This window comes from Vibrio sp., assembly GCF_048266485.1.
GTDB lineage: Bacteria > Pseudomonadota > Gammaproteobacteria > Enterobacterales > Vibrionaceae > Vibrio.
Genome location: NZ_JBLWZK010000001.1, coordinates 528,807 through 554,736 on the forward strand (window position 1 = coordinate 528,807; position 25,930 = coordinate 554,736).

The 25,930-nt window shown below is 40.9% G+C and carries 27 protein-coding genes; 9 read left to right on the forward strand and 18 right to left on the reverse strand.

The genetic code is table 11. From position 1 onward, the window contains the following. Positions 1-54: 54 nt before the first annotated feature. The 13 genes from tolB to aspS form a co-directional block, all read right to left on the reverse strand. Positions 55-1,368 (reverse strand): Tol-Pal system beta propeller repeat protein TolB, encoded by a 1,314-nt coding sequence (gene tolB / locus ACN0T8_RS02400; protein ID WP_417879484.1) that lies wholly within the window; start codon positions 1,366-1,368, stop codon positions 55-57. A 53-nt stretch (positions 1,369-1,421) separates the two neighbouring features. Next, a complete protein-coding gene (gene tolA / locus ACN0T8_RS02405) occupies positions 1,422-2,417 on the reverse strand; it encodes a cell envelope integrity protein TolA (protein WP_417879067.1) in 996 nt (331 codons plus the stop codon). Between the two features lie 7 nt (positions 2,418-2,424). Continuing rightward, on the reverse strand, positions 2,425-2,874 hold the full coding sequence (gene tolR / locus ACN0T8_RS02410) for a protein TolR (RefSeq protein ID WP_417879068.1): 450 nt from the start codon (positions 2,872-2,874) through the stop codon (positions 2,425-2,427). A gap of 3 nt (positions 2,875-2,877) precedes the next feature. Beyond that, positions 2,878-3,564 (reverse strand): protein TolQ, encoded by a 687-nt coding sequence (tolQ, locus tag ACN0T8_RS02415; protein WP_417879069.1) that lies wholly within the window; start codon positions 3,562-3,564, stop codon positions 2,878-2,880. Next, positions 3,554-3,955, reverse strand: coding sequence for a tol-pal system-associated acyl-CoA thioesterase (ybgC, locus tag ACN0T8_RS02420; protein WP_417879485.1), 402 nt, complete (start codon positions 3,953-3,955; stop codon positions 3,554-3,556). The genes tolQ and ybgC overlap by 11 nt, the downstream gene beginning before the upstream one ends. A gap of 298 nt (positions 3,956-4,253) precedes the next feature. Continuing rightward, entirely contained in the window at positions 4,254-4,556 is a 303-nt protein-coding gene (ybgE, locus tag ACN0T8_RS02425; RefSeq protein ID WP_417879070.1) for a cyd operon protein YbgE, read from the reverse strand. Continuing rightward, complete coding sequence (gene cydX, locus ACN0T8_RS02430; protein WP_027697179.1) at positions 4,549-4,656, reverse strand: cytochrome bd-I oxidase subunit CydX; 108 nt, start codon at positions 4,654-4,656, stop codon at positions 4,549-4,551. Before cydX ends, ybgE begins: the two co-directional genes overlap by 8 nt. 12 nt (positions 4,657-4,668) lie before the next feature. After that, positions 4,669-5,805: a cytochrome d ubiquinol oxidase subunit II gene (gene cydB, locus ACN0T8_RS02435; protein ID WP_417879071.1), complete on the reverse strand. Its 1,137-nt coding sequence runs from the start codon at positions 5,803-5,805 to the stop codon at positions 4,669-4,671. A 14-nt stretch (positions 5,806-5,819) separates the two neighbouring features. Continuing rightward, on the reverse strand, positions 5,820-7,406 hold the full coding sequence (gene cydA, locus ACN0T8_RS02440) for a cytochrome ubiquinol oxidase subunit I (protein ID WP_417879072.1): 1,587 nt from the start codon (positions 7,404-7,406) through the stop codon (positions 5,820-5,822). 573 nt (positions 7,407-7,979) lie between these two features. Then, positions 7,980-8,993: a Holliday junction branch migration DNA helicase RuvB gene (gene ruvB, locus ACN0T8_RS02445; RefSeq protein WP_417879073.1), complete on the reverse strand. Its 1,014-nt coding sequence runs from the start codon at positions 8,991-8,993 to the stop codon at positions 7,980-7,982. Between the two features lie 23 nt (positions 8,994-9,016). After that, entirely contained in the window at positions 9,017-9,637 is a 621-nt protein-coding gene (gene ruvA, locus ACN0T8_RS02450) for a Holliday junction branch migration protein RuvA (protein ID WP_417879074.1), read from the reverse strand. 131 nt (positions 9,638-9,768) lie between these two features. Beyond that, entirely contained in the window at positions 9,769-10,290 is a 522-nt protein-coding gene (ruvC, locus tag ACN0T8_RS02455) for a crossover junction endodeoxyribonuclease RuvC (protein ID WP_417879075.1), read from the reverse strand. Between the two features lie 123 nt (positions 10,291-10,413). After that, positions 10,414-12,186, reverse strand: coding sequence for an aspartate--tRNA ligase (aspS, locus tag ACN0T8_RS02460; RefSeq protein WP_417879076.1), 1,773 nt, complete (start codon positions 12,184-12,186; stop codon positions 10,414-10,416). A 435-nt stretch (positions 12,187-12,621) separates the two neighbouring features. Between aspS and cmoA the strand changes: the two genes are divergently transcribed. The 5 genes from cmoA to ACN0T8_RS02485 all read left to right on the forward strand — a co-directional run bounded on the left by cmoA (position 12,622) and on the right by ACN0T8_RS02485 (position 17,840). Continuing rightward, positions 12,622-13,350 carry a carboxy-S-adenosyl-L-methionine synthase CmoA gene (cmoA, locus tag ACN0T8_RS02465; RefSeq protein ID WP_417879077.1) on the forward strand — a complete coding sequence of 243 codons (729 nt, stop codon included), beginning with the start codon at positions 12,622-12,624 and terminating at the stop codon, positions 13,348-13,350. 62 nt (positions 13,351-13,412) lie between these two features. Continuing rightward, the gene (cmoB, locus tag ACN0T8_RS02470) at positions 13,413-14,384 is read left to right on the forward strand and encodes a tRNA 5-methoxyuridine(34)/uridine 5-oxyacetic acid(34) synthase CmoB (protein WP_417879078.1); all 972 of its coding nucleotides are present in this window, start codon (positions 13,413-13,415) and stop codon (positions 14,382-14,384) included. A gap of 147 nt (positions 14,385-14,531) precedes the next feature. After that, positions 14,532-15,317 (forward strand): ATP-dependent zinc protease, encoded by a 786-nt coding sequence (locus ACN0T8_RS02475; protein WP_417879079.1) that lies wholly within the window; start codon positions 14,532-14,534, stop codon positions 15,315-15,317. Positions 15,318-15,356: 39 nt separating this feature from the next. Next, entirely contained in the window at positions 15,357-16,865 is a 1,509-nt protein-coding gene (locus tag ACN0T8_RS02480; protein WP_417879080.1) for an inactive transglutaminase family protein, read from the forward strand. A gap of 3 nt (positions 16,866-16,868) precedes the next feature. Then, positions 16,869-17,840 carry an alpha-L-glutamate ligase-like protein gene (locus ACN0T8_RS02485; RefSeq protein ID WP_417879081.1) on the forward strand — a complete coding sequence of 324 codons (972 nt, stop codon included), beginning with the start codon at positions 16,869-16,871 and terminating at the stop codon, positions 17,838-17,840. Positions 17,841-18,015: 175 nt separating this feature from the next. Here the strand turns inward: ACN0T8_RS02485 and ACN0T8_RS02490 are convergent, their stop codons facing one another. Continuing rightward, the gene (locus ACN0T8_RS02490) at positions 18,016-18,594 is read right to left on the reverse strand and encodes a thymidine kinase (protein ID WP_417879082.1); all 579 of its coding nucleotides are present in this window, start codon (positions 18,592-18,594) and stop codon (positions 18,016-18,018) included. A 128-nt stretch (positions 18,595-18,722) separates the two neighbouring features. Then, positions 18,723-20,105, reverse strand: coding sequence for a cysteine--tRNA ligase (gene cysS / locus ACN0T8_RS02495; RefSeq protein ID WP_417879083.1), 1,383 nt, complete (start codon positions 20,103-20,105; stop codon positions 18,723-18,725). 195 nt (positions 20,106-20,300) lie between these two features. On the opposite strand from cysS, the gene ACN0T8_RS02500 reads away from it, so the two are divergent. From ACN0T8_RS02500 to ACN0T8_RS02515, 4 genes are all read left to right on the forward strand, one after another. Continuing rightward, positions 20,301-20,795 (forward strand): peptidylprolyl isomerase, encoded by a 495-nt coding sequence (locus ACN0T8_RS02500; RefSeq protein ID WP_089123141.1) that lies wholly within the window; start codon positions 20,301-20,303, stop codon positions 20,793-20,795. A gap of 150 nt (positions 20,796-20,945) precedes the next feature. Then, a complete protein-coding gene (lpxH, locus tag ACN0T8_RS02505; RefSeq protein ID WP_417879084.1) occupies positions 20,946-21,671 on the forward strand; it encodes a UDP-2,3-diacylglucosamine diphosphatase in 726 nt (241 codons plus the stop codon). A 273-nt stretch (positions 21,672-21,944) separates the two neighbouring features. After that, on the forward strand, positions 21,945-23,171 hold the full coding sequence (locus ACN0T8_RS02510) for an EAL and HDOD domain-containing protein (RefSeq protein WP_417879085.1): 1,227 nt from the start codon (positions 21,945-21,947) through the stop codon (positions 23,169-23,171). A 10-nt stretch (positions 23,172-23,181) separates the two neighbouring features. Next, positions 23,182-23,670: a YchJ family metal-binding protein gene (locus tag ACN0T8_RS02515; protein WP_417879086.1), complete on the forward strand. Its 489-nt coding sequence runs from the start codon at positions 23,182-23,184 to the stop codon at positions 23,668-23,670. Between the two features lie 107 nt (positions 23,671-23,777). Here ACN0T8_RS02515 and hisIE read toward each other — a convergent pair whose 3' ends face one another. From hisIE to hisA, 3 genes are read right to left on the reverse strand one after another with little or no spacing between them, the layout of a single operon-like run. Then, complete coding sequence (gene hisIE, locus ACN0T8_RS02520) at positions 23,778-24,437, reverse strand: bifunctional phosphoribosyl-AMP cyclohydrolase/phosphoribosyl-ATP diphosphatase HisIE (RefSeq protein ID WP_417879087.1); 660 nt, start codon at positions 24,435-24,437, stop codon at positions 23,778-23,780. Then, a complete protein-coding gene (gene hisF / locus ACN0T8_RS02525; RefSeq protein ID WP_417879088.1) occupies positions 24,434-25,207 on the reverse strand; it encodes an imidazole glycerol phosphate synthase subunit HisF in 774 nt (257 codons plus the stop codon). The genes hisIE and hisF overlap by 4 nt, the downstream gene beginning before the upstream one ends. Further along, on the reverse strand, positions 25,189-25,926 hold the full coding sequence (gene hisA, locus ACN0T8_RS02530; RefSeq protein ID WP_417879089.1) for a 1-(5-phosphoribosyl)-5-[(5-phosphoribosylamino)methylideneamino]imidazole-4-carboxamide isomerase: 738 nt from the start codon (positions 25,924-25,926) through the stop codon (positions 25,189-25,191). Before hisA ends, hisF begins: the two co-directional genes overlap by 19 nt. Positions 25,927-25,930 lie beyond the last annotated feature (4 nt).

The following is a 25,930-nucleotide window of genomic DNA, read 5'->3' on the forward strand; positions in this document are numbered from 1 at the left end:
ATTTTTCTTCCTTATATTGTCAATAACTATCTATTAGATTAAATACTGCTTTTATTATAAAAATGGTGACCAAGCAGGAGCTTTCACTCGTCCATTGGTTGCCGGTAGTCTAGCTTTAAAACGACCATCAATAGAAACCATTGATAGAACATTTTGTCGATTATACATAGAGCTATATATCACCATACTACCATTTGGTGCAATACTTGGAGACTCATCCAGCTGTGTTTTTGTTAACACTTGAACCGCTCCTGTTTCTAAATCTTGTTTTGCAATATTAAATCCACCTTGACCACGATTCACCATAATTAAGAATCGGCCATCAGGGGTAATTTGCCCACCAAGATTTTGACTTCCTTGCCATGTTAATCGAGTAGTCGATTTATTAGACAAGTCCACCTTGTAGATTTGTGGCAAGCCACCTCTATCCGATGTAAAAATAAGTGATTTACCATCTGGCATCCAGAATGGTTCAGTATTATTAGCACGATCGTGGGTAACTTGAGTCAACTTACGCGTTTCTAAATCTAAGATATACACTTGTAGCGTACCAGTCTTAGAAAGAACCAATGCTAGTTTCTTACCATCAGGTGAAAACTCTGGCGCGCCATTATGACGAGGAAAAGCGGTTAATACCTCGGTTTTCCCCGTATAAATATCCATCATATAAAGCTGTGCACGACCCGTTTGGAAGCTCACATACGCAAGTTTACGTGAATCTGGCGACCAAGCTGGAGACATTAATGGTTGCTTAGAACGAAGGACTAAACGCTCGTTATAACCATCGTAGTCTGCAATTCTTAATTCGTATGGGTAGTTGCTGCTATTATTCACCACAACATAAGCGATACGAGTTAAAAACGCCCCTTTATCTCCAGTTAACTCTTCATAAACGAGATCTGATATTCTGTGTGCATATTCACGTAAACGTTTAGCGGGAACCACTGCGCGCTTGCTAAATAATAAGTAATCTTTCGATAAGACTAATTGGCCTTTATCGTTTAACGCTTTATTTTGCCCCTTGGTTAATTGGCCGCGCACAATGTCAGATAATTGATATTCAATCACATATTGACCATCTTCTGCTGGTGTAATACTACCTGTCACGAGTGAATCAACACCTAGGTTATTCCACGCTGAGAAATCAATATCAGAATCATTGTACGGCGTTTGTGGCATCTTAGACGTCGCCACTGGATTGAACTTACCACTTCGTTGTAGATCCGATGCGATAACCGCAGACACATCTTGTGGTAACTTGCCTGAGCCTTCCCATTTAAATGGCACAACACCAATAGGACGGGCCGAATTGGTCCCTTCTGTGATCACCAGTTCCAATGCTGCATTGGCCGTTTGACTCACAGCCATGGTGATACAAAATAATCCTAATAAAAATCGTTTAATCACTGAATATTCCTTATTTACAGATCAACAACCAAATTGATGTTCTTCAATTGGTCGGCGACATCTTGTTCTTTCGACATGGGGAAATTACCCACTTGTGCTATTGCGCGTTTTGCCGCTGAACATACAGCCGACTCACCATTAATAGGTGTCACTTTACTGACAATAGCATCGCTACCTGTTTGTACTAAACGGATGTTAATTTTACATGACTTACCTCTAAAAGAGTCTTCCGTCAGTAGTTTTTCCTGAATCATTTGTTTATAAATCGCACCATAACGATCGAGCTCAGAAGCAACGTATTTTTGTCGTGCCGATGATATTTGTGCACTTTCTGCTTCTAAGCCAGAGAAAATATCATTGAGCGCCGCTTCCTGTGCTTCTTTCTCTCTTGCTAAGCGAGCTTTTTCTGCCGCTTCTTGTTGTGCTTTTTCTTTCGCTCGTTTTTCTGCTTCCGCTTTCGCTTTTGCATCCGCTTTGGCCTTAGCTTGTGCAGCGGCTTTGGCTTCTGCTGCAGCTTTCGCCTGTTCAGCCGCTTTTTTCTCTGCAGCTACTTTGGCTGCCGCCGCTTCTTTCGCTTTACGTTCTGCTTCCGCTTTCGCCGCACGTTGCTTTTCTATTCGAGCTTTTTCTTGTGCTTCTTGTCTTTGTTTTTCCGCTAGCTGTTTCTGTTTTTCCGCTTCTCGTGCTTGCTTTTCTTGCTGCACTTTTTGCTCTTGAAGCTTACGCAGCCTCTCTTCTTCTTTTTTGCGATTCTTTTCTAATAGTTCCGCTTGTTGACGAAGCTTTTCAACCCGTTGCTGCTCCGCCTTCTTAGCCGCATCACGTTGGTCTCGAATACTTTTCGCTTGCTTTTCAATCGCTTTAGGATCGATGACTACGGCCTCAACCATTTGATGCTTTGGCTTTTTATCGTCATCAGAAAACCATGCTCCCCCTAAAAATAGTACAAACAAAATAATATGCAGTACAACCGAGATCAATATAGCCGATTTGTATTCTTTATTAAGCATTAACAAATTAGCGATTCTCTTTAATATCTGTGAGCAAACCTACTTTTTCGATGCCCGCTTTATTTAACTGATCAAGCACTAAGACCACATCAGCATAAGCGGTTTGTTGATCTCCACCCACCGCAACTGGTGAGTTAGGAGAAAGCGAACGCTCAGCTTTAACTCGGGTGATCACTTCACTCATCGATAAACCACGCTCCATGTCTTCATCGTTCACACTGATACCCAAGTTACCTTGTTTATCAATTTCAACGATGATAAAGCTTGCATCTGAGTCTCCTGCGATATCAGACGCTGGTTTTGCAGTTTCTGTTTTAGGCAACTCCACTTCTACCCCTTGAGTAACAAAAGGTGAAGTCACCATAAAGATAATCAGCAATACCAGCATAACGTCGATATAAGGAACAACGTTGATCTCGGCTTTTAATTGGCGTTTTTTACGAACATAACCCGCCATAATTTAGTCCTTATGCTCCGCCATCACTTGACGATGCAAAATGCTGTGGAACTCTTCGGCAAACGTTGCGTAGTTATGCTCGAGCTTAGAAACTTGGTTACTTAGACGGTTAAACGCCATGACCGCTGGAATAGCTGCAAATAAACCCATTGCCGTTGCCACCAATGCTTCGGCTATACCTGGTGCCACCATTGCCAATGTCGCTTGCTTAACTTCACCTAGTGCAATAAAGGCTGTCATAATACCCCATACTGTACCGAATAAACCAATATACGGACTAATTGAGCCAACCGTTGCAAGAAATGGTAATTGATTTTCAAGTTCATCCATTTCTTTAGATAGCGTCACACGCATAGAACGGCCTGCCCCTTCCATTACGTATTCAGCCGATGCGCCATTAGTCCGTCGCAAACGAGCAAACTCAGTAAAACCTGCATAAAAAATTTGTTCAGAGCCAAGAAGGGTATTTTTACGTGCTTTTACTTCATGGTACAGCTGTGATAAATCGACACCCGACCAAAACTTCTCTTCAAATGAAGCTGCATTTTTAGCGGCTTTATTCAGGATTTTACTTCTTTTTAGAATGACGGCCCAAGACAGTACTGACATTCCAAGTAGAATTAGCATTACAATCTTAACCAGTAGGCTGGCTTGTAAAAAAAGATCAAAAATTGAAATATCAGCTGACACGGGAAAACTCCGACATAATAGTGCTTGGGATGGCTTGGGGTTTCATCTGTTTAATGTTAACACAGGCTACCTTAACCGTTGCTTTACACAAGATTCTCCCTTCAAGATTGACTAACTCCTGACAGAATGAGATAGAAGCCCTTTTTAAATTGACAATCGAGGTTAAGACCTCAAGATGCTCATCAAGTTTCGCACCTTGGATATAATCGATGTCCATATGTTTCACAACAAAACCAATTTCTTGATCAAGTAGTGTATTTTGTGAAATCCCTTGTGCGCGTAATAATTCAGTACGGGCACGTTCAAAAAACTTTAAATAGTTCGAATGGTATACCACACCACCTGCATCGGTATCTTCATAGTAAATGGTGATAGGCCATTTGAATGTCATCGGTGTTTGTTCTGTCACGTTGTTACCTATCTGTTGTTACCTATTTATGGCTGATTTTATCCAAAACGGTTGTTCTGTTTAAAAAAGTACTCAAATTACTATACAGCAACTTAATACGTTGAATAATAACCTTCCAGCATTTTTTTGTTTAAATATGTATTAATTGGTGTTTTTCGAACATAAAAAAGCCACCATTATCAAAGTGTATAATGGTGACTTAAAATATTAATACAGATTGCTCTCTTTGTTGCATCACTATTTTTGACAAAGTCTCGCTATGTCAAAAATAGGGAGAGTCCTATAAAAAATAAAGCGCCGTAAAGTAGGCTAAAATCGCGCCAGAAAAATACGGACTAAACAGTATCTGCCACACCCATAAAATCGGTTTGAAACCAACGCAATAGATTAATGAACTACATAACGACCAAATAAACAAAACCGTTAGCAGAGAATGAAAACCACCGATTTGCTCAGCATAAACACGCGGTTCCCACATAAACAAACTGATATGAAACACGGTCACGATAAAAAACAGGGCCCTTAAAAGAGCCCTATCCATTGGTGAGTGTATATCAGTCATTTTTTGACTAATATTATTCACGATCCTCATCCATCATTTCTGAATGCTCTAACCAAAGAGCATTGATAATACCGAATGCACAGGCAAGCAATACGCCGAGAATCCAAGCAAAATACCACATAATGATTGCTCCTTAGTATAGTGAGTTTTTATTATCTTCAATGTACTTATCATCAAGACGACCAAACATCTTGTAGTAAGTCCATGTCGTATAACCAAGAATCACAGGAACCATAACAAAAGCAATGCCTGTCATGATTTCTAGAGTCAACAAGCTCGATGTTGAATCCCATAATGTGAAACTTACGTTTGGATCTAAGCTAGATGGCATCACGAATGGAAACATTGCAAAACCAGAAGTTAAGATCACACCAGCACAAGTTAAACTTGAAGCAAGGAATGCTAACGCGCCTTTTTGTACTTTTGTTGCAACAACTGCAAGCAATGCCATTACAACGCCAAGCACTGGAGCAATCCACATTAATGGGTAAGTCGCAAAGTTAGTCATCCAAGCACCAGGTTCACGCGCAACTTCTTTTAGAAGAGGATTTGAAGGACCGTTGTGATCGATAACACTTTTAAGAACATAACCGTCAATGTTTTGAACCCAAAAACCAGCCGCAACAAATAATATTGCCACTAATAAACCGGTGATAGTTGAAACCGTACGTGCACGGTTGTAAACATCACCAGAGGTTTTCATTTGTAACCATGTTGAACCTTGAAGAACAAACATAGATACACTAACTAAACCACATAAGAGTGCAAACGGATTCAATAGACCAAAGAAATTACCGTGGTATTGAGACATCATGAACTCATTCAGTTCAAATGGTACACCTTGCAATAAGTTACCGAATGCTACACCAAAGATAAGCGGTGGAACGAAACCACTGATTGAGATACAGATATCCCAGTTATTACGCCACTTTGTTGTTTCAATTTTTGAACGGTAATCTAACGCTACTGGACGTAACCAAAGCGCTGCCAATGTTACGATCATCGCTAGGTAGAAACCTGAAAATGATGTTGCGTAAACCATAGGCCATGCAGCAAATAATGCGCCGCCCGCTGTGATCAACCAAACTTGGTTACCATCCCAGTGCGGTGCAATAGAGTTAATCATCACACGACGCTGAGTGTCGGTTTTGCCTATGATAGGCACTAATGCACCTACCCCCATATCAAACCCATCAGCGATAGTGAAACCGACGAATAATACGCCGATCAGTACCCACCAAATAAATCGTAATGCTTCGTAATCAATCATGAATTATCCCCTGCTTATGCTTCAACTTCACGAGAAACTTTACCTTCTAAAGAAGTGTCATTTTGCTCGAAGTGATAACGTCCTGTTTTTAAGCTACTAGGACCTTTACGTGCAAATTTAACCATCAAGTATACTTCTGCGATTAACAGACAAGTATAAAATGCAATGATTGCAAAAATTGAAGTTAAGATTTCGCCGCGCGATAATGCAGATACTGCAACGTTTGTAGGTAGAATTTCACCGACTGCCCATGGCTGACGACCATACTCAGCTACAAACCAACCGGCTTCAATTGCAATCCATGGTAATGGAATGCTGAACAGGGCAGCTTTAAGCAAGAATCGGTTTTTCTCGATGTGTTGACGACATGTTTGAACAAATGAGAATGCAAACACACCTAACATAATGACACCAGCGGCAACCATGATACGGAATGACCAAAATAGTGGCCAAACTTGCGGAATCGAATCTTTTACCGCTTTTTGAATTTGCTCTTCTGATGCTTGAGAAACATCATCGGTGTAACGCTTAAGCAATAAACCATAACCAAGGTCGTCTTTTACTTCATCAAAAGCAGTAAGGTTTGCATCTGATTTATCACCAGAACGCAATTTCTCAAGTAGATCATAAGCAATCATACCATTACGGATACGAGCTTCGTGTTCTTCTTCAAGATCAGTAATACCTTTCACTTCTTTATCTAAAGAACGAGTGGCGATAATACCAAGTGCATATGGGATTTGAATGGCATAATCATTCTTCATCTCATCTTGGTTTGGTAATGCAAATGCCGTAAATGCCGCAGGAGCAGGCTCTGTGTGCCATTCTGCTTCAATTGCTGCTAATTTTGCTTGTTGTACATCACCAAGCTCGTAACCAGAGTCATCACCTAGTACTATCGTTGATAGAATCGCAGCCATCCCGAACGAAGCGGCAATAGCAAACGAACGACGAGCAAAGGCAATATCACGACCTTTAAGTAAGTAGTATGCACTAATACCCAAAATAAACATCGCGCCACAAGTGTAGCCAGATGAAACGGTGTGAACGAACTTAACTTGTGCAACTGGGTTAAAGATCACTTCAGAGAAGCTCACCATTTCCATACGCATGGTTTCATAGTTGAACTCAGAGCCTACTGGGTTCTGCATCCAACCATTCGCGATCAAAATCCAAAGTGCAGAGAAGTTAGAGCCAATCGCAACGAGCCAAGTGACCACTAAGTGTTGACGTTTTGATAAACGGTCCCACCCGAAAAAGAACAAGCCAACCATTGTCGATTCTAAGAAGAATGCAATCAACGCTTCGATAGCTAAAGGCGCACCAAAAATATCACCTACATAATGTGAATAGTATGACCAGTTAGTACCAAACTGAAACTCCATGGTTAAGCCAGTGGCAACCCCTAGAGCAAAGTTAATACCGAAAAGCTTACCCCAGAACTTAGTCATGTCCTTGTAGATTTGCTTTCCTGTCATTACATAAACTGACTCCATAATGGCAAGTAAAAATGCCATACCAAGAGTCAAAGGAACAAATAGGAAGTGATACATCGCTGTCATTGCAAACTGCAACCGCGATAGATCAACAACATCAATCATGGTAACTCCTTTTTATGTCGCTATCCGAGCCTAAAACAAGCTTCATACAACGATTAGGATGGTTAAAGTAAACACACTCAGAAAAACCGCTTTGGTTTGTTACAAAAATGTGCCTAAATGGTTATCATTTTGTTAAGCACTATCTAATATAGCTAGTGCTAATATTACGCATTAAATACAGATGTTTCAAAAGGTTTCTAAACAATTTTGGAACAAAACAAAAAATCAAACATACCAACTTATAAAGTTTAGTTCGCGTTCATATAAATGTGACTGAAATCGAAAAAATTTTAAATATTCTTATTTGGCTTTTAGTGTAGAAATTTTTGTGACACGTTATTAATGTGGATTCTAGAGTAGTCAGGTTGGCTTGCAAGGATAAAAAAAGGGTAACAAACAACTTGTTACCCTTTTGTACTTTATAGTCTTCTCGCTTGAAGAAGCCGTTTTGTTAGCAACATTCATTCACCCCATCTCTTTATAAAGAAAGCCATCATCGAACTATGCTCATGAGGTTGCATTCTCTTATCGCCTCACGATGATTCCAATGACTTTAGGATATTCATTCTGTATCTAGCGATCTGGTCTATCTAAGCCAAAATGCAGGTAGGCTCTATCACTGGCGATCCGGCCTCTTGGCGTTCTTTGCAGATAACCTTGTTGAATGAGGTAAGGTTCAATTACATCTTCAATAGTATCTTTCTCTTCACCAATCGCAGCGGCTAGGTTATCTAACCCAACAGGGCCACCGGAGAATTTTTCCATTATGGCTAATAAAAGCTTTCTATCCATGTAATCAAACCCCTGATTATCGACATCCAACATGTTCAACGCTTTGTCTGCCGTATCAGGACAAATATGGCCATTGCCTTTCACTTCTGCATAATCTCGCACACGGCGTAATAAGCGGTTGGCAATACGAGGCGTACCACGAGAACGCTTGGCAACTTCTAGCGCCCCCTCTTCTTCCATCGATAAACCTAGACAATCAGCACTGCGTTTTACGATATGTTGTAAGTCTTTCACCTTATAATATTCTAAGCGCTGCACGATGCCGAAACGATCACGTAATGGTGAAGTCAGTGAACCAGCACGTGTTGTCGCACCAATTAAAGTAAAAGGTGGTAAGTCGATCTTAATTGAGCGAGCAGCTGGACCTTCACCGATCATAATATCCAATTGATAGTCTTCCATCGCTGGATATAAGATTTCTTCAACAACAGGGCTTAGACGGTGAATTTCATCAATAAATAAGATGTCGTTTTCTTCTAGGTTGGTCAACAATGCGGCCAGATCGCCAGCTTTTTCTAGTACAGGGCCAGAGGTCGTTCGAATATTCACTTCCATTTCATTGGCAACGATATTAGCCAAAGTCGTTTTCCCTAAGCCCGGAGGACCAAAAACCAACAAGTGATCAAGTGGCTCATGACGTAATTGAGCCGCTTTAATAAAGATTTCCATTTGATCGCGGACATGATCTTGCCCTTGATAATCTTCTAAGCGTTTTGGTCGAATCGCACGATCGATGATATCTTCATCTTTAAAAACCGGGCTATCTGCTGCAATTAAGCGATCCGCTTCTATCATTAAATTAACCTCAGGCTAATAGCCTATACCATTGATTTTAAAGCTTCACGAATGATCATTTCGCTCGTCATGTCGGCACTTGCCACTTGAGAAACCACTTTTGAAGCCATTGGGGGTTTGTAACCAAGTGAAATCAATGCGCTAACCGCTTCATCTTGTGCATTATGCGTAGTGCGTGAGTCTGCCATTGAGTCCATTGGTGCTGCATCAGTCGCTGGGGTAAATAAATCGTGCGTCACCCAACCTTTCAAACGATCTTTCATTTCAACGACAAGGCGCTCTGCAGTTTTTTTACCAACACCCGGTAATTTCACTAAAGTGCTGACATCTTCATGTTCAACACAAGTAACAAACTGAGACGCTGTCATGCCAGATAAAATTGCCAAACCTAGTTTCGGGCCAACACCATTGGCTTTAATCACTTCACGGAATAATGCACGCTCTTTAACGGTATTAAATCCATAAAGTAGTTGAGCATCTTCACGAACCACAAAGTGAGTATAGATAATCGTTTCTTCGTTTACATTCGGCAATTCATAAAAACAACTCATCGGCATTTGAACTTCATAGCCTACCCCAGAGACTTCAATTAAAACTTCTGGTGGTTGTTTTTCTATTAATATTCCACGTAAGCGACCAATCACTTTATGTTCCTCGTTTTCAATATGGCTCAGCTAAAATTAAGCAAAGCTTAGGGTTTATTTTGTCTTATGCTGATATGATAATAATTAACTGGATAAACATCCAGTATATTGTGCAGATAAAAAATATGGCGTTATCGATAACGACCACGCCTCGCACCACTGGCCTTACCGGCTAACGCAATAAGCGTTTTATTGGTGTTGGCATGACAAATCGCCACACCGAGTGCATCCGCTGCATCGGCTTGAGGCTTTGCTGGTAATTTGAGCATACTTTTCACCATATGTTGAACTTGCGCTTTATCTGCGCCACCTGTTCCGGTCACCGCTTGTTTAATCAACCTTGCGGCATATTCATAAACCGGTAAATCGGCATTCACTGCTGCAACGATAGCACTGCCACGCGCTTGGCCTAGCTTCAACGCAGAATCTGCATTTTTTGCCATGAAGACTTGTTCTATCGCGAAGACATCCGGTTGAAACTGGGTAATAATTTCTGACACCCCCGCATAAATTTGCTTTAAACGGCTAGGTAGCGTCTCTTCTGACATGCGGATACAACCACTGCCTAAATAATGTAAATGTCGACCTTCTTGGCGAATTACACCATAACCTGTAATACGTGAGCCGGGATCAATTCCAAGTATGATGGACATACTCTCTCTTTATTTATATTTGTAAGTGTTGGAAGTATAACCAGCGATAAAAACAAAAACACCCACATCATTAAATGTGGGTGTTTTATTTGCGTTATTTATCGCTCAATTTAACTTGCTCGATTATTCTTTTTCTTTAGCTGCGGTTATCGCAATCGATAATTCTTCTAACGCTGCTGGGTTCGCTAAGCTTGGCGCATTGGTTAACGGACAAGCCGCTGCGGTTGTTTTCGGGAACGCAATCACATCACGAATATTATCAGTACCACAAAGTAGCATAACCAAACGATCTAGACCAAATGCTAGACCTGCGTGTGGTGGCGTACCGTATTTTAGAGCATCCAGTAAAAAGCCAAACTTCAAACGTTGTTCTGTTTCATCAATGCCTAGAATATCAAATACCGTTGATTGCATTTCTGCGTTGTGGATACGAACTGAACCACCACCAACTTCATAACCATTTAATACCATATCATAAGCATTCGAATTCGCTGCCGCTGGGTTCGCTTTTAGCTCTTCTGCTGTTACGCCTAATGGAGAGGTGAATGGGTGGTGCATTGCATGCAGGTTCCCTTCATCATCTTCTTCAAACATTGGGAAATCAACAACCCAAAGTGGTTTCCATGCTTGCAGATCAGTAAGTTCAAGATCTAGACCAAGTTTGATACGCAAAGCACCCATTGCTTCAGAGACTACATTTGCCTTATCTGCACCGAATAAAATGATGTCGCCTGTTTGAGCACCCGTGCGCTCAAGAATGCCGTTAATCACGTCTTCATTTAGGAACTTAGCCACTGGAGATTGAATACCTTCAACACCTACTGAAAGGTCATTCACTTTCATCCAAGCAAGACCTTTCGCGCCATAAATGCTAACGAAACTACCATACTCATCAATTTGCTTACGAGATAATGCTGCACCACCTGGAACACGAATAACCGCAACACGGCCTTTTGCGTCATTTGCAGGGCCAGAGAACACTTTGAACTCAACGTCTTTTACTAAGTCTGCAACATCTACTAGCTCAAGTGGATTACGTAGATCTGGCTTATCAGAACCAAAACGACGAATCGCTTCAGAAAATGGCATTACTGGGAAATCACCTAGGTCAACGTTCAGTAGTTCTTGCCACATGTCACGAACCATTGTTTCAGTCACACCACGAACTTGGTCCGCCGTCATGAATGATGTTTCGATATCGATTTGAGTAAATTCAGGCTGACGGTCAGCACGTAAATCTTCATCACGGAAGCATTTTACAATTTGGTAGTAACGGTCGAAACCTGACATCATCAACAATTGCTTAAACAACTGAGGCGATTGAGGAAGTGCGTAGAAGCTGCCTTTATGAACACGGCTTGGTACTAAGTAATCGCGCGCACCTTCTGGCGTTGCCTTAGTCAGTACTGGTGTTTCGATATCTAGGAAACCGTTGTCATCTAGGAAGCGACGAACAAAGCTTGAAGCTTTAGCACGTAGCTTAATACGGTCACTCATCTCTGGGCGACGTAGATCAATATAACGATATTTTAGACGTTGCTCTTCCGAGTTAGTTTGATTGAAATCTAAAGGTAACGCTTCAGAACGATTGATGATTTCAAGGCCTGTTGCGTAAACTTCAACTTCACCTGTTGCCATATCTTTATTAATTTGGCTATCAGGACGAGCACGTACTTCACCAGTTAATTTGAGACAGAATTCATTACGCAGTTGGTTTGCTTCTGCAAAAATTTCGGTCATATCTGGATCGATAACAACTTGAACAATACCTTCACGGTCACGCATATCGATAAAAATCAGACCGCCTAGATCACGACGGCGATTAACCCATCCGCATAGTTCGACAGTTTGTCCTGTTAGGGACTTGTTCAGGTGACCACAATACTGGGTGCGCATAATGAATTTCCCAATCTCTTATTTAAATAATTAATGATTTCCGGTGGAGCAGATTGCTCAGAGACACCGTATAAAAAACTTTTCCTATTTATACTTGGAAAACAGATAAAAATCGACCACCGGAAGCACAATTTATTCGCTTTTCGCAAGTAAAGGAGTGAATGGTGTGTTAACCGCTCATAAGTTATCCAATTGAATCAGTAAGCTTACGTATAACAAAAACATTAATTCACGAATCAACGCCGAATAAAAAAGCCGAATATGGTTAAAAGTTACTCGGTTAGGTCAGTAAATTGAAATAAAATCAAATAACCCACAAACGCAATAGCGATATAGGCCAACTTCCCTTAAAATAAGACCATATCTTCACCTAGCCAATGACTAATTAGGATCTCTTAACCTAGTGGCTAGTAAACCAATTGTAAGTGAGTTGCCATGAGCCAGCGTGATGTGATTTTTTCAGCCCCGATAGACAAAATGGGCGATTTTACATTTGATGAAAAAGTAGCCGAAGTGTTTCCCGATATGATCCAACGCTCGGTTCCGGGTTACAGCAATATTATTTCAGCTATTGGCATGTTAGCGGAACGCTTTGCCAAACCAAACTCGAATGTTTATGACCTAGGCTGTTCTTTGGGTGCGGCAACTTTATCGATGCGTCGTCATATTGAACAAGAAAACTGCCAAATTATTGCTGTCGATAATTCACCAGCCATGATTGAACGCTGTAAATTACACATTAATGCTTACCGTTCAGATACCCCGGTTAATGTCGTTGAAGCCGATATTCGCGACATTGAAATCGAAAATGCTTCCGTTGTGGTGTTGAACTTTACGTTGCAATTTTTATCACCAGAAGACCGCTATTCTTTACTCGAAAATATCTATGCTGGGCTACGTCCAGGTGGCATTTTAATTTTGTCGGAGAAGTACATTTTCGACAACCAAGCCGCGCACGAATTATTGATTGACCTGCATCATGATTTTAAACGTGCCAATGGTTATAGTGAATTAGAAATTAGCCAAAAGCGTAGTGCGATTGAAAATGTGATGCGGCCAGACTCAATTGAAAGCCATAAGAAACGGTTTAACAAAATTGGTTTCAGTAGCTACGAAGTGTGGTTCCAATGCTTTAATTTTGGTTCTATGTTTGCCATCAAATAGCTTGTTTCTGCCTTTAAGATTCAGCTATACCCGATATCCATATTTAAAATAGAAAGAGTGTTATGTTTAATTTTGCCAATTTTTATCAACTGATTGCTCAAGATATTCGTCTGCAACCTTGGTTGAATACCTTACCGCAACAACTGACTGATTGGCAGAATGCTGAGCATGGCGACTTTGAACGTTGGGTGAAAGCTCTCAATAAAATCACCGATATTAAACCAGATAATATTGATATTACTTCTCAAGTTAGAATTACTAACAACCAGCCTTTTGCATTAGGCGAACAAAAGAAACTTGAGAGCTTACTGCGTACCTTCCACCCTTGGCGTAAAGGTCCTTATCATGTTCATGGTTTAGATATTGAAACCGAGTGGCGATCAGATTGGAAATGGGATCGCGTGCTACCTCATATCTCTGATTTAAAGCATCGTTCAGTTTTAGATGTTGGTTGTGGAAATGGTTATCACATGTGGCGCATGCTTGGTGCCGGTGCTCGCTTATGCGTTGGTATCGACCCTTCTCATTTATTCTTAATTCAATTTGAAGCGATCCGTAAATTAATGGGCGGCGACCAACGTGCTCATCTATTACCGCTTGGGATTGAACAACTCCCTGAACTAAAGGCTTTTGATACTGTCTTTAGCATGGGCGTACTTTACCATCGTCGTTCGCCTCTTGATCATCTACTTCAACTAAAAAACCAATTGGTGTCTGGTGGTGAATTAGTACTTGAAACTTTAGTGATTGAAGGTGACGAAAATGCGGTATTAGTACCGGAAGATCGCTACGCACAAATGCGTAATGTTTACTTTTTCCCTTCAGCCAAGGCACTAAAAGTGTGGTTAGAAAAGTGCGGCTTTATTGATGTAAAAATTGTCGATGAAAACGTCACTTCCACCGAAGAACAAAGAAGCACCAATTGGATGACCCATAACTCATTACCGGATTATCTTGATCCAAACGATCCAAGCAAAACAGTTGAAGGCTATCCTGCCCCACGTCGTGCTATTTTGATCGCCAAGAATTCATAATGAAAAGATAGTTCATCACAAAAAATAAAAATGGTTCTTTAAATAAGCAGAGAATCTTCTTACATGAAATGAAAGCGCTTCACGGCCAGATCGAGATACGCTAAACTTTGTACAACAAACACTTAACATAGATGATAACGGTTTAATATGCTCAAAAAATCATTAGGTCTTGCAGTTTTTGCCCTAGGTTCGCTTTCAGGTTGTGCATACATGACCGGAGAACATTATTCTGAGCAAACTATTGCAGCCATTAATAAAAACGGAGAAAAGCTTTCCAATCGAATTGAAGAACTCGATTCTAATCTTGATAAACAGACTGACTATATTGCAAGCTTAGAGTCAGAAGTTATTAACTTAAGTAATGAAGTTGAAGTTTTAAAGCACAATCAACAACGTTTTATTACTACGGCGCGTAAAACACAAACGACTTCTTCACCATCGGCAACGTCAAATATTGTTGTAACCAACCTTGAACCACAAACTCGCCCTGGCATGGTAACGTTAGGGTCATTAGAGAGTGTTAATATCGATATCGTTAAAAGCTCTTTTATTGCCAGAGTTGATACCGGTGCCACAACTTCTTCAATTAATGCCATTGATTTACAAGAATTTGAACGTAATGGGAAAAAATGGGTTAAATTTCATATATCCGATAAAACTGCGCCCGAAGATCGTAAATGGGTAGAAGCACCAATCGTTCGCCATGTAAAGATTCGACAATCAAGCACGAATTCTTTAGAACGAAGACCTGTTGTTGAACTATGGATCAAGATTGGTAGTGTACATGAAAAAGCTCAGTTCACTTTAGCTGATCGCTCTCAAATGGATTATCCTATTTTATTGGGCCGTGAATTTATTCAAGATATTGCTTATGTCGATGTAAGCAGAGAGTTTATCGAATCTAAAGCAGTCTCGAATACTTCAAAAAAATAATTTTAATAACAATTAATTTAGACTGGTTAAGGAAAAGTTATGACGTCTAGAGTGCCATTTTATTTTCTCATTGCCATACTTGTTATCACTGGGGTCACTTTGAGCGTCATGCGTCATCAAGACTATGGTGTTCCTTGGGGGCCAGGTGAATCTCGACAAGTATGGGATATTGAAGCTCGTGTAGAGTTCACAGCATCAGGAGGTCCCGCTAAATTATCTCTAGCCGCCCCACATACTCAAGATGGATTTACCCTGATTGATGAAAGTGCTTCATCACCTGGCTATGGTTTATCTTACATCAATACTGATACTGGTCGCCGTGCTGAATGGTCAATACGTGATGCAAAAGGTCCACAAACCATTTACTACAAAACTCAATTCTTAGTGGATCCTCAATCTCAAGCAGAAATTTTACCACCATTAGAAACTGACTTAGTGGCTCCTACCTTTACTGGCCCACAACAAGCAGCAGTTGATGCCATTACTACTCAAGCTTCTGAGCGTTCGGCAGATAACACGACATTTGCTCGTGAGTTAATCAAACAATTCAACGATCCTGACAACCAAAACGCCTCTTTACTTCTGGATGATTTCAGCAAAGTTGAAGCGATTGGTAAAATTTTATCGTCATCTAAAATCTATAGTAAAACCGTTGGTGTTATTGAACTAGAAGATGGTCGTCGTCGCCAATCGATCATTCCTATGATTGAAATATGGGATGGTAAGGTATGGCAACTGTTTAACCCAGACAGCACTGAACAGGGTAAACAAAGTAACATGCTAATTTGGGATGAATCGAACGTTTCACTACTCGATGTTATTGGTGGTAAAAACAGTAAAGTATTCTTCTCAATGCTAGCTCAAGATATATCACCAAGTAGTGCAACGAAGCAAAAAGTGGTTGCTGATAATTTATTGAACTTCTCGATTCATAGCCTACCGTTAGAAGAACAAGCGATGTTTAAAACCATCATGTTAATCCCTATCGGTGCGTTAATCGTTGTATTCTTACGTGTGCTTATCGGTTTAAAAACGTCTGGTACTTTCATGCCAGTACTAATTGCTGTCGCCTTTGTTCAAACTCAATTACTACCAGGCATCATTGGCTTCTTGCTTATTGTTGGTACGGGTTTAATCATCAGGGGTTACCTATCCAAACTTAACTTATTGCTGGTGTCGCGAATATCGGCGGTGATTATTACCGTAATCTTAATTATTTCCATCTTCACCATCGTGTCGTTCAATATTGGGTTGACACAAGGCTTAACCATTACGTTCTTCCCAATGATCATTTTATCTTGGACGATTGAACGTATGTCTATCCTATGGGAAGAAGAAGGCGCTAAAGAAGTATTTATGCAAGGTAGTGGCTCACTACTCACTGCAGTACTTATCTATCTAGCCATGACTAACCCATATGTTCAGCATATTACTTTCAATTTCATCGGTACTCAGTTCATCGTTTTAGCGTGTATCTTATCGCTAGGTAACTACACAGGATATCGCCTATTAGAACTGAAAAGATTCAAACCATTAGCGGAGGACTAAACGATGTTTTCAATGTTTACGTCTCCCCAAAAGCTACATGCTAAAGGCATTATGGGCATGAACAAACGTAATGGCGCCTATATTGGGCGCTATAACGACCGTTCTAAATATCCACTAGTGGATGATAAGCTAAAGACTAAAATTATTGCTCAAGAGCACGGCGCAACGGTGCCTAAGTTGATTGGTGTTATTGGCCAGCAAGCTGAAGTAAAGCGTATTCATGCCATGGTTAAAGATTGGCCGGGTTTTGTGATTAAACCGGCTCGTGGATCTGGTGGTAAAGGCATTTTGGTCATTATTTCGCATAAAGATGGGGTTTACATTAAACCATCAGGTCAAGCGATAAATGAGCAAGATGTGGAACGCCATATTAGTAATGCATTGGCAGGTTTATTCTCACTCGGTGGCAAAAATGATGTTGCGGTTGTTGAGAACCTCATTAAATTCGATGATGTTTCATTTGATGGTTACAGCTACGAAGGTGTGCCTGATATTCGCGTTATCGTGTTTAAAGGTTACCCTGTTATGGCAATGATGCGTTGTTCTACTGCGGCATCGGATGGTAAAGCGAACTTGCACCAAGGTGCGGTTGGCGTAGGTTTAGATATTGCAACGGGATGTGCTGTGCGAGCCGTTCAGTTTGACCGCCCTATCACCCATCACCCAGATACCGACAAACCGCTTAGTGGATTAGTCGTACCAAACTGGGAAAAGCTATTAGTGTTAGCATCCAGCGCATGGGAAATGACTGGATTAGGTTATATGGGTACTGATATGGTATTGGATAAGGAAGAAGGCCCGATGGTATTAGAGCTTAATGCTCGCCCTGGCCTTGCAATCCAAATTGCTAATGGCGCCGGTTTACTGCCCCGTCTGCAACATATCGAAAACCTAGGTACGCCGTTAAATTACCCAACACCAGAAGAACGTGTGGCTTATGCAGCAAAACAATTCGCCTCAAAACCACAGTTCTAAGCTTTTGTTTGTTCAGAGAATAGTCCTATAAAGAATAGTTTTCTGAGACTAGTTGTACAACGAATAGCTTTACAGCGTATAGATAACAAAAGGGCCTATCACTCAATGCGAGTCATAGGCCCTAATTTTATGCTTTATATCCCTAGCATTGGCGATCACTCAACCTCAATTGAGATTATTTACCTAGTGCTTCTTTATAATGAAGGCGACATACTGATTCATAACGATCATTACCGCCAATCGCCACTTGGTCACCTTCTGCAATCGCTTTACCATACTCATCCATACGAATCACCATGTTAGCTTTACGTCCGCAGTGACAAATGGTTTTTAACTCAACCAACTTATCAGCCCAAGCAAGCAAGTATTGACTGCCTTCAAACAACTCACCTAAAAAATCACTACGTAACCCATAACATAATACGGGAATGTGTAATTTATCCACCACTTCGGTTAATTGATACACTTGTTCTTTATTTAAGAACTGACATTCATCAATCATGACGCAGTGAATTTTTTCCTTTTCACATAATAATTTAATTGCACTAAACATATCGGTGGTGTCATTGTACAAGTGCGCATCTGACTGTAAACCAATACGAGAACTCACTTTACCAATGCCATCACGGTTATCGATTTCAGCTGTGAAAATCACAGGGTTCATGCCACGTTCACAATAGTTAAAAGAAGATTGAAGCAGTGTGGTTGATTTACCCGCGTTCATCGCTGAGTAATAAAAATACATCTGTGCCAAAGAAAAAAACCTTTCTAGTTGTCAGTTTCGAGTTTCGAGTTTCGAGTTTCGAGTTTCGAGAAAAAGGCTTGCAGTATATTGGTGACACCACAAGCCCTATCTAATCAATTGCCTTTATTCAGGTCTATTTACTTACGACGCCAAGTAGTACCGTCTGGACCATCTTCTAACTCAATACCAAGCTCGTTTAACTTATCACGAGCTAGATCAGCATTTACCCAATCTTTCGCAGCGCGAGAGTCATTACGTAGTTTAATTAACGCTTCAATTTCAGCCACTTCATCATCACTACCCGCTTCGCCCTGTAAGAAAGCTTCTGGATCTTGATGTAAAATACCAATCACATCGGCTAGTTCTCGCATTAATGCGCCAAGTGCCGAAGCTTTACCCATATCAAGAGTTTTCAAGCGATTTACTTCACGAGCCATATCAAATAGCACTGAGTAAGCTTCTGGCGTATTAAAGTCATCATTCATTGCGGTGCTAAAACGAGCAACAAATTCTTCGCCACCAGCTGGTGCAACAGATAAATCCAGGCCACGTAATGAAGTGTATAATCGCTCTAATGAAGCACGCGCTTGGTTTAAGTTCTCTTCACTGTAATTTAACTGGCTACGGTAGTGACCAGACATTAAGAAATAACGAACAGTTTCAGAGTCGTAGTGCTTTAACACATCACGAATCGTAAAGAAGTTGCCCAAAGATTTAGACATTTTTTCACGATCAACCATCACCATACCACTGTGCATCCAAGTGTTTACGTATGGCGTATCGTGAGCACAGCAAGATTGTGCAATTTCATTCTCATGGTGTGGAAATTGCAGATCTGAACCACCTCCATGAATATCAAAATGGTTACCTAGAATCGATGAATTCATTGCTGAACATTCGATATGCCAGCCAGGACGACCCGGGCCCCAAGGCGACTCCCATGTCGGTTCACCTGGCTTTGACATTTTCCAAACCACAAAATCCATCGGGCTACGTTTCGCGCTTTCAACATCTACGCGAGCACCAGCTTGCAATTGTTCTAAATCCTGCCCAGATAGTTTGCCGTATTGTTCGAACTTTTTCACTTCAAACATCACATCGCCATTAGCAGCAACGTAGGCAAATCCACGCTCGATTAAGCGCTCCACTAATTCGATGATTTCTTTAATATAATGGGTTGCTCGAGGCTCTACATCCGGGCGCTTAATATTGAGCGCATCGAAATCTGCGTACATTTCTTCAATTAAGCGTTCCGTTAACGAATCGCAGCTTTCATTGTTTTCTGCTGCACGTTTAATGATCTTGTCGTCAATATCCGTAATATTTCGCACAAAAGTTAGATCATAACCAACAAAGCGTAGGTAGCGAGACACCACATCAAACGATACAAAAGTACGCCCATGGCCAATATGGCAGAGATCGTAGATGGTCACACCACAAACATACATGCCAATTTTTCCAGCATGAATAGGTTTAAATTCCTCTTTTTGGCGGGTCAAGGTGTTATATATTTTTAACATGATCTCTTTCTGCGTCTGATGAAAATTATAATTTTTTGATTATACCGAATCAGCTAATTAAGTCGACATTAAGCCTAACTTTAATAAGCTATCCTTGGGTATAATAACGTTTAAAGTTGCTTTAGAGATAAGTTGCTATAAAATCTAACTCTCAATAAGCAATACCAATTAAATCCAATGATAAAGGACCTAACCATGATCATCCTTCACACCAACTTCGGCGATATTAAAATTCAACTTAACGAAGAAAAAGCACCTGAAACAGCGGCTAACTTCCTACAGTATTGCCAAGATGGCTTCTACGACAACACTCTTTTCCACCGTGTTATCGATGGGTTTATGATTCAAGGCGGCGGCATGACTTCTGGTTTGAAAGAGAAGGCAACTCGCGCAACCATTAAAAACGAAGCAAATAATGGCCTAAGTAACAAAGTAGGTACATTAGCAATGGCTCGTACAATGGAACCGCACTCTGCAAGCTCTCAGTTCTTCATCAACGTTAATGACAACACTTTCCTTGATTTCAAATCTGAAACAATGAATGGTTGGGGTTACTGTGTGTTTGCTGAAGTGGTTGAAGGCATGGACGTAGTAGAAAAAATCAAAACAGTAAGCACCGGTTCTTACGGTATGCACCAAGACGTACCACTAGAAGATGTTGTGATTACTGGTACAACAATCGAAGCATAATATACTCAAAGTAATTAGATTTGCAGCGAGGCAACAAGTGAATGAACGTCGTCAACAAAACTGCAATTTCAAGTATGAAGTATATAAAAGCATCGAGTTTGTAGGGGGCACTGTCCCCCTTTTATTTCTCCCCACACAATTTGATAATTCATGACCACCTTATTTATTGCTGATCTCCACTTATCTCCCTTACGTCCAGATATTACGGCCTGTTTTCTTCGTTTTATGCAAGAAGAAGCACCAGAAGCAGAAAAACTGTATGTACTCGGTGATTTATTTGAATTTTGGATTGGCGATGATGACAACTCCCCCTTTAATGTCACCATTAAAGACGCCTTTAAAGCGTTAACGGCGAAAGGCGTTGACTGTTATTTCATACAAGGTAATCGTGACTTTCTACTCGGGCACCGTTTTTGTAAAGAAACCGGAATGACGTTACTACCAGAAACTGCAGTGATCGATCTTTACGGAACACCTACTGTTATCTTGCACGGTGATACCTTGTGTACCAAAGATGAGAAATACCAAGAATTTCGTAAAACCGTTCATCAAAAATGGCTACAGCGCCTATTTAACTGTATCCCATTGTTTATACGAAAAAAGATCGTTTCCAACGTACAAAATAAAATCAAACAACAAAAAAACTCTAAGCAAATGGAAATCATGGATGTGACGCCTGAAGAAGTAGTCAATGTCCTTGAAGTTAACCAAGTCACTCATATGATCCACGGTCATACACATCGTCCTAACACTCATAAACATCAAACTAATCAAGGCTGTGCAACCAGAATCGTACTTGGTGACTGGTATACTCAGGGCTCGATATTAGTGTGTGATGACAATGGTTGCGAATTACAGCAGCGCTCCCTTGGATAAAAACTTTAATCTTTAGAAAATCTTCACAAATTTAATCCACTCACAGACTTTTCACCTATTCTTATAATTGGAATACGAAGATAGTGACTCTGATAGTAAGTTATTTGAATATCGTATTTTTTATTGTGAATTTATGAGTCAACGAACAAACTTGTTACTTTGTAGCTGGAAGCCTCGAAAGCTTTTCTATATTGTTACTAGGTTAATTAATAATAAACCTGAGACTCTAATAAATACGAGGTTACTCTGGTTAATAAGCAAAGAGATTCAAGGATGCATTCTTTTATTGCACGCCAGCCCATTGTAAATACCGATAAGCAGATTGTGGCTTACGAGTTATTGTTTCGTGAAGGATTTAAAAATGAATTCCCTTCGGTAGACCCACAGTTGGCGACCAGCCGATTATTAATTGAGCACTTTTTTCTTACTAATGTTCAAGGACATGAAAAAACATTTTTCGTCAATTTTCCCTATCAAAGTTTAATAGAGCAAGTCCCAACACTTTTTCCTGTGGATTTATTGATGATCGAAATTCTCGAAGATTGTCAACCTAGTGACGAATTATTCTCAGCGATAGCCGCCATGCATCAACAAGGTTACAAAATGGCCCTTGATGACTTTATCCCATCACCTAACTGGGAGCGTTTCCTACCTTACATTAGCACGATTAAATTCGATATTAAGCAAATAAGCATCTCCGATGCAGCCAAATTTATCGAAGCTCATAAAGTCTATGATCTTTATTATTTAGCTGAGAAAATTGAAAGCCAACAAGAACTAGAAGAAGCAAAAAAAGCCGGTTTTGATTTTTTCCAAGGTTACGCATTATATGAGCCAGAAATAATCAAACACCGAAGAATTGAATCATCGTCATTCACCGTTGAGCAACTAAAAATTGCCATTCATCAATCTCCTATTGATTACCAGTTAATCGAAAGACTGATTCGTTATGACATTACAATGTCCTATAAGCTAATGCGATTTATCAATGCTCATTCATCCAAAACCTTTACCTCGTTTGAAGATGCTTTTAATATTCTCGGCCTTGATAAAATCAAATTCTTTATTGAGTTATCTCTTACCGCGGCCCATAAATGGACGCCATCGGATTATTATTTAAGCTCCATGCATCGAGCCCATTTCTGTGAACAAGTCGCCGCCTTAGAACAATTCAAAATAAATGCCGAACACGCTTACTTCGTTGGAATGTTTTCTCAAATCGATAAGCTCCTTCAACAACCACTTTGCCAACTAGTCGGGACCTTGCCACTGAACAAAACGGCAATTAATGCACTATCAAAACAACAAGGAATTCTCGGTGAGATTTTAGGACTGGCCATTGCCTATGAGAAAAACGATAATTCCAGTATTCAGTGGTTTACTGATAAACTTCAAATCTCCCCAGAACTAACTCGTCAATTTTATGACAATGCGATTAATTGGGTAACCCCTGAAAATGACCACCTTCGCTTAGAAGGCAAGCTTCTTCATCAACAGTAAAGAGAACACTATGCTTTGCCCATGCTGTAGTCAGCAACCTTACGACCAATGTTGTCAACCTATTCACCAAAATACTGCTAACGCTCAACTGCCTGAACAATTGATGCGTGCCCGTTACTCGGCACATGTGCTTGGCAATGTAGAGTTTGTCATCCAGACTTACCATTCATCTTGCCAAGCGGAACAAGAAGCCAACGCCATTGCTCAATCGGTTGAAAGTAACTGGGTACAACTGGAAGTCCTTGATGCTCCAACCCCTTCTAATTCTGAAGGTTTGGTGGAGTTTAAAGCTTACTTTGCAGAAAACGGCAAACAATATTGCCTACATGAACGCTCAAGATTTGTTAAAGAAGATGGCCAATGGCGCTATATAGATGGTGTGATGCCAAAAGAGAAAATTGATCCACGACTTAATCAAACCATTACCAGCACTAAAATAGGCCGAAACGATCCTTGCCTGTGTGGCAGTGGTAAAAAGTTTAAAAAGTGCTGTGGTTAAGCTCAATGACAGACTGTTTTAAATAAACCATTAAAAAACCCAAATGACTTCAAATCATTTGGGTTTTTATCTATTCGGCTATCCGCTTTTAGAGATCAGCGGTTAGTTTATTGATGACGTTCTTTCAATTTATTAATCACGTCATTAAACGATAGACCTTGATCTTGCAGCAATACAAACAAGTGATACATTAAATCTGCCGATTCACACACTAATTCCGCCTTGTCGCCCGACGTTGCCGCAAGCGCGACTTCAACACCCTCTTCGCCCACTTTCTGCGATATGCGCTTCGTGCCACGAGCATAGAGACTTGCAGTGTAGGAGGATTCTGGATCGGCACTCTTGCGGGCAGCCAGTAATTGCTCAAGTTGATGAAGCCACACCAATTGGCTTTCTTCTTGCTTATCACCATCAAAACATGTTGTCGTGCCAGTATGACAAGTTGGGCCAATTGGGTTAACTTTCGCCAACAGAGTATCATTGTCACAGTCTAGAGAAAGGTTTACTAAACCTAGACTGTTTCCTGATTCTTCCCCTTTGGTCCAAAGACGCTGCTTGGTACGAGAGTAAAAAGTGACTAAGCCGGTATCAGCGGTTTTTTGTAGCGCATCCGCATTCATGTAGCCCATCATTAATACTTGGCTAGAAACGTAATCTTGTACAATCACAGGCACTAAGCCATCGACTTTGTCCCAATTAATACGTTCATTCAAGTCAACAACGTCAGATGCTTGAAACTTTGATTGTGTTGTTAATCCTTCACTCATAAACGTATCTCCACGCCTTGTTGTTTTAAGTATTGTTTCAGTTCACTTATGTTGATCACTTGTTTGTGAAAAACAGACGCTGCTAACGCGCCATCAACATGAGTTTTTTGATAGGCTTCTGCAAAGTGCTCCATCGCGCCTGCGCCACCTGAGGCAATCAAAGGTACCTGACACACTTCACGAACCATGTTTAATTGATCGATATCGTAGCCATTACGCACGCCATCTTGGTTCATCATATTGAGTACGATTTCCCCTGCGCCACGTTTTTGCACTTCTTGCACCCAATCACGGGTTTCCCATTTCGTTGCCTTGGTGCGCTCTTCATCACCGGTAAATTGGTAAACTTGATATTTGCCAGTGTCTTTGTCGTAGTATGAATCAATGCCCACTACGATACATTGCACGCCAAATTTGTCCGCCAGTTCGGTGATCAATTCTGGATTCGCGAGCGCTGGGGAGTTGATTGACACTTTATCGGCGCCAAACTCAAGAATACGCGCGGCATCTTCGGCAGATTTAATACCACCAGCCACACAGAAAGGAATATCAATCACTTCAGCCACGCGAGCTACCCAACTTTTATCCACTACGCGGCCATCGCTCGACGCAGTAATATCATAAAACACGAGCTCATCTGCACCTTCTTCCGCATAACGTTGCGCTAACGGTACGATATCACCAATGATTTCATGGTTACGAAATTGCACGCCTTTGACGACTTGACCATCTCGAACATCAAGACACGGAATTATTCGCTTTGCCAACATGAGAATGCCTCCTCTGCGGTAAACTTGCCATCAAGTAATGCACGGCCAACAATCACGCCAGCAACACCAGTACCTTTAAGCGCAGCAATATCCTCTAGGCTACCAATGCCACCTGAAGATTGAAATTGCACTTGTGGATACTGTTTGCATAAATCAACATACAGCTCAACGTTCGAGCCCGCTAAAGTGCCATCACGCGAAATATCAGTACACAGCACGTGTTTCAACCCCACAGTAAGGTAATCATCTATAAGGGCTTCAATCGTCACGCCAGAGTCTTCTTGCCAGCCAGAAATCGCCACACGACGTACGCCTTGCTCATCAATGTTGATATCTAAAGCCAGTACGATTTTTTCTGCGCCGTATTTTTCCATCCAGCCTTTGACCAGCTCAGGTTGTTTCACCGCAGTCGAGCCAACCACAACACGTTGTGCGCCCGCTTCAAGCAGATCAATCACATCTTGCTCTGTGCGTACACCACCACCAATTTGGATATTAGCCGGTGTGCCTGCAAGCAACTTAGCAATTAAATCGAGTTGACGTGCTGAAGTATCTTTTGCACCAGTTAAATCCACCAAATGCAGCCAATTGGCACCGGCTTGATGGTAGAGGTTAAATTGCTCGACTGGATCGACTTTGTATTCGGTTTTCTGTCCATAGTCGCCTTGAAATAAACGTACGACTTGTCCATCAATTAAATCTAATGCAGGAATTATCATCCTA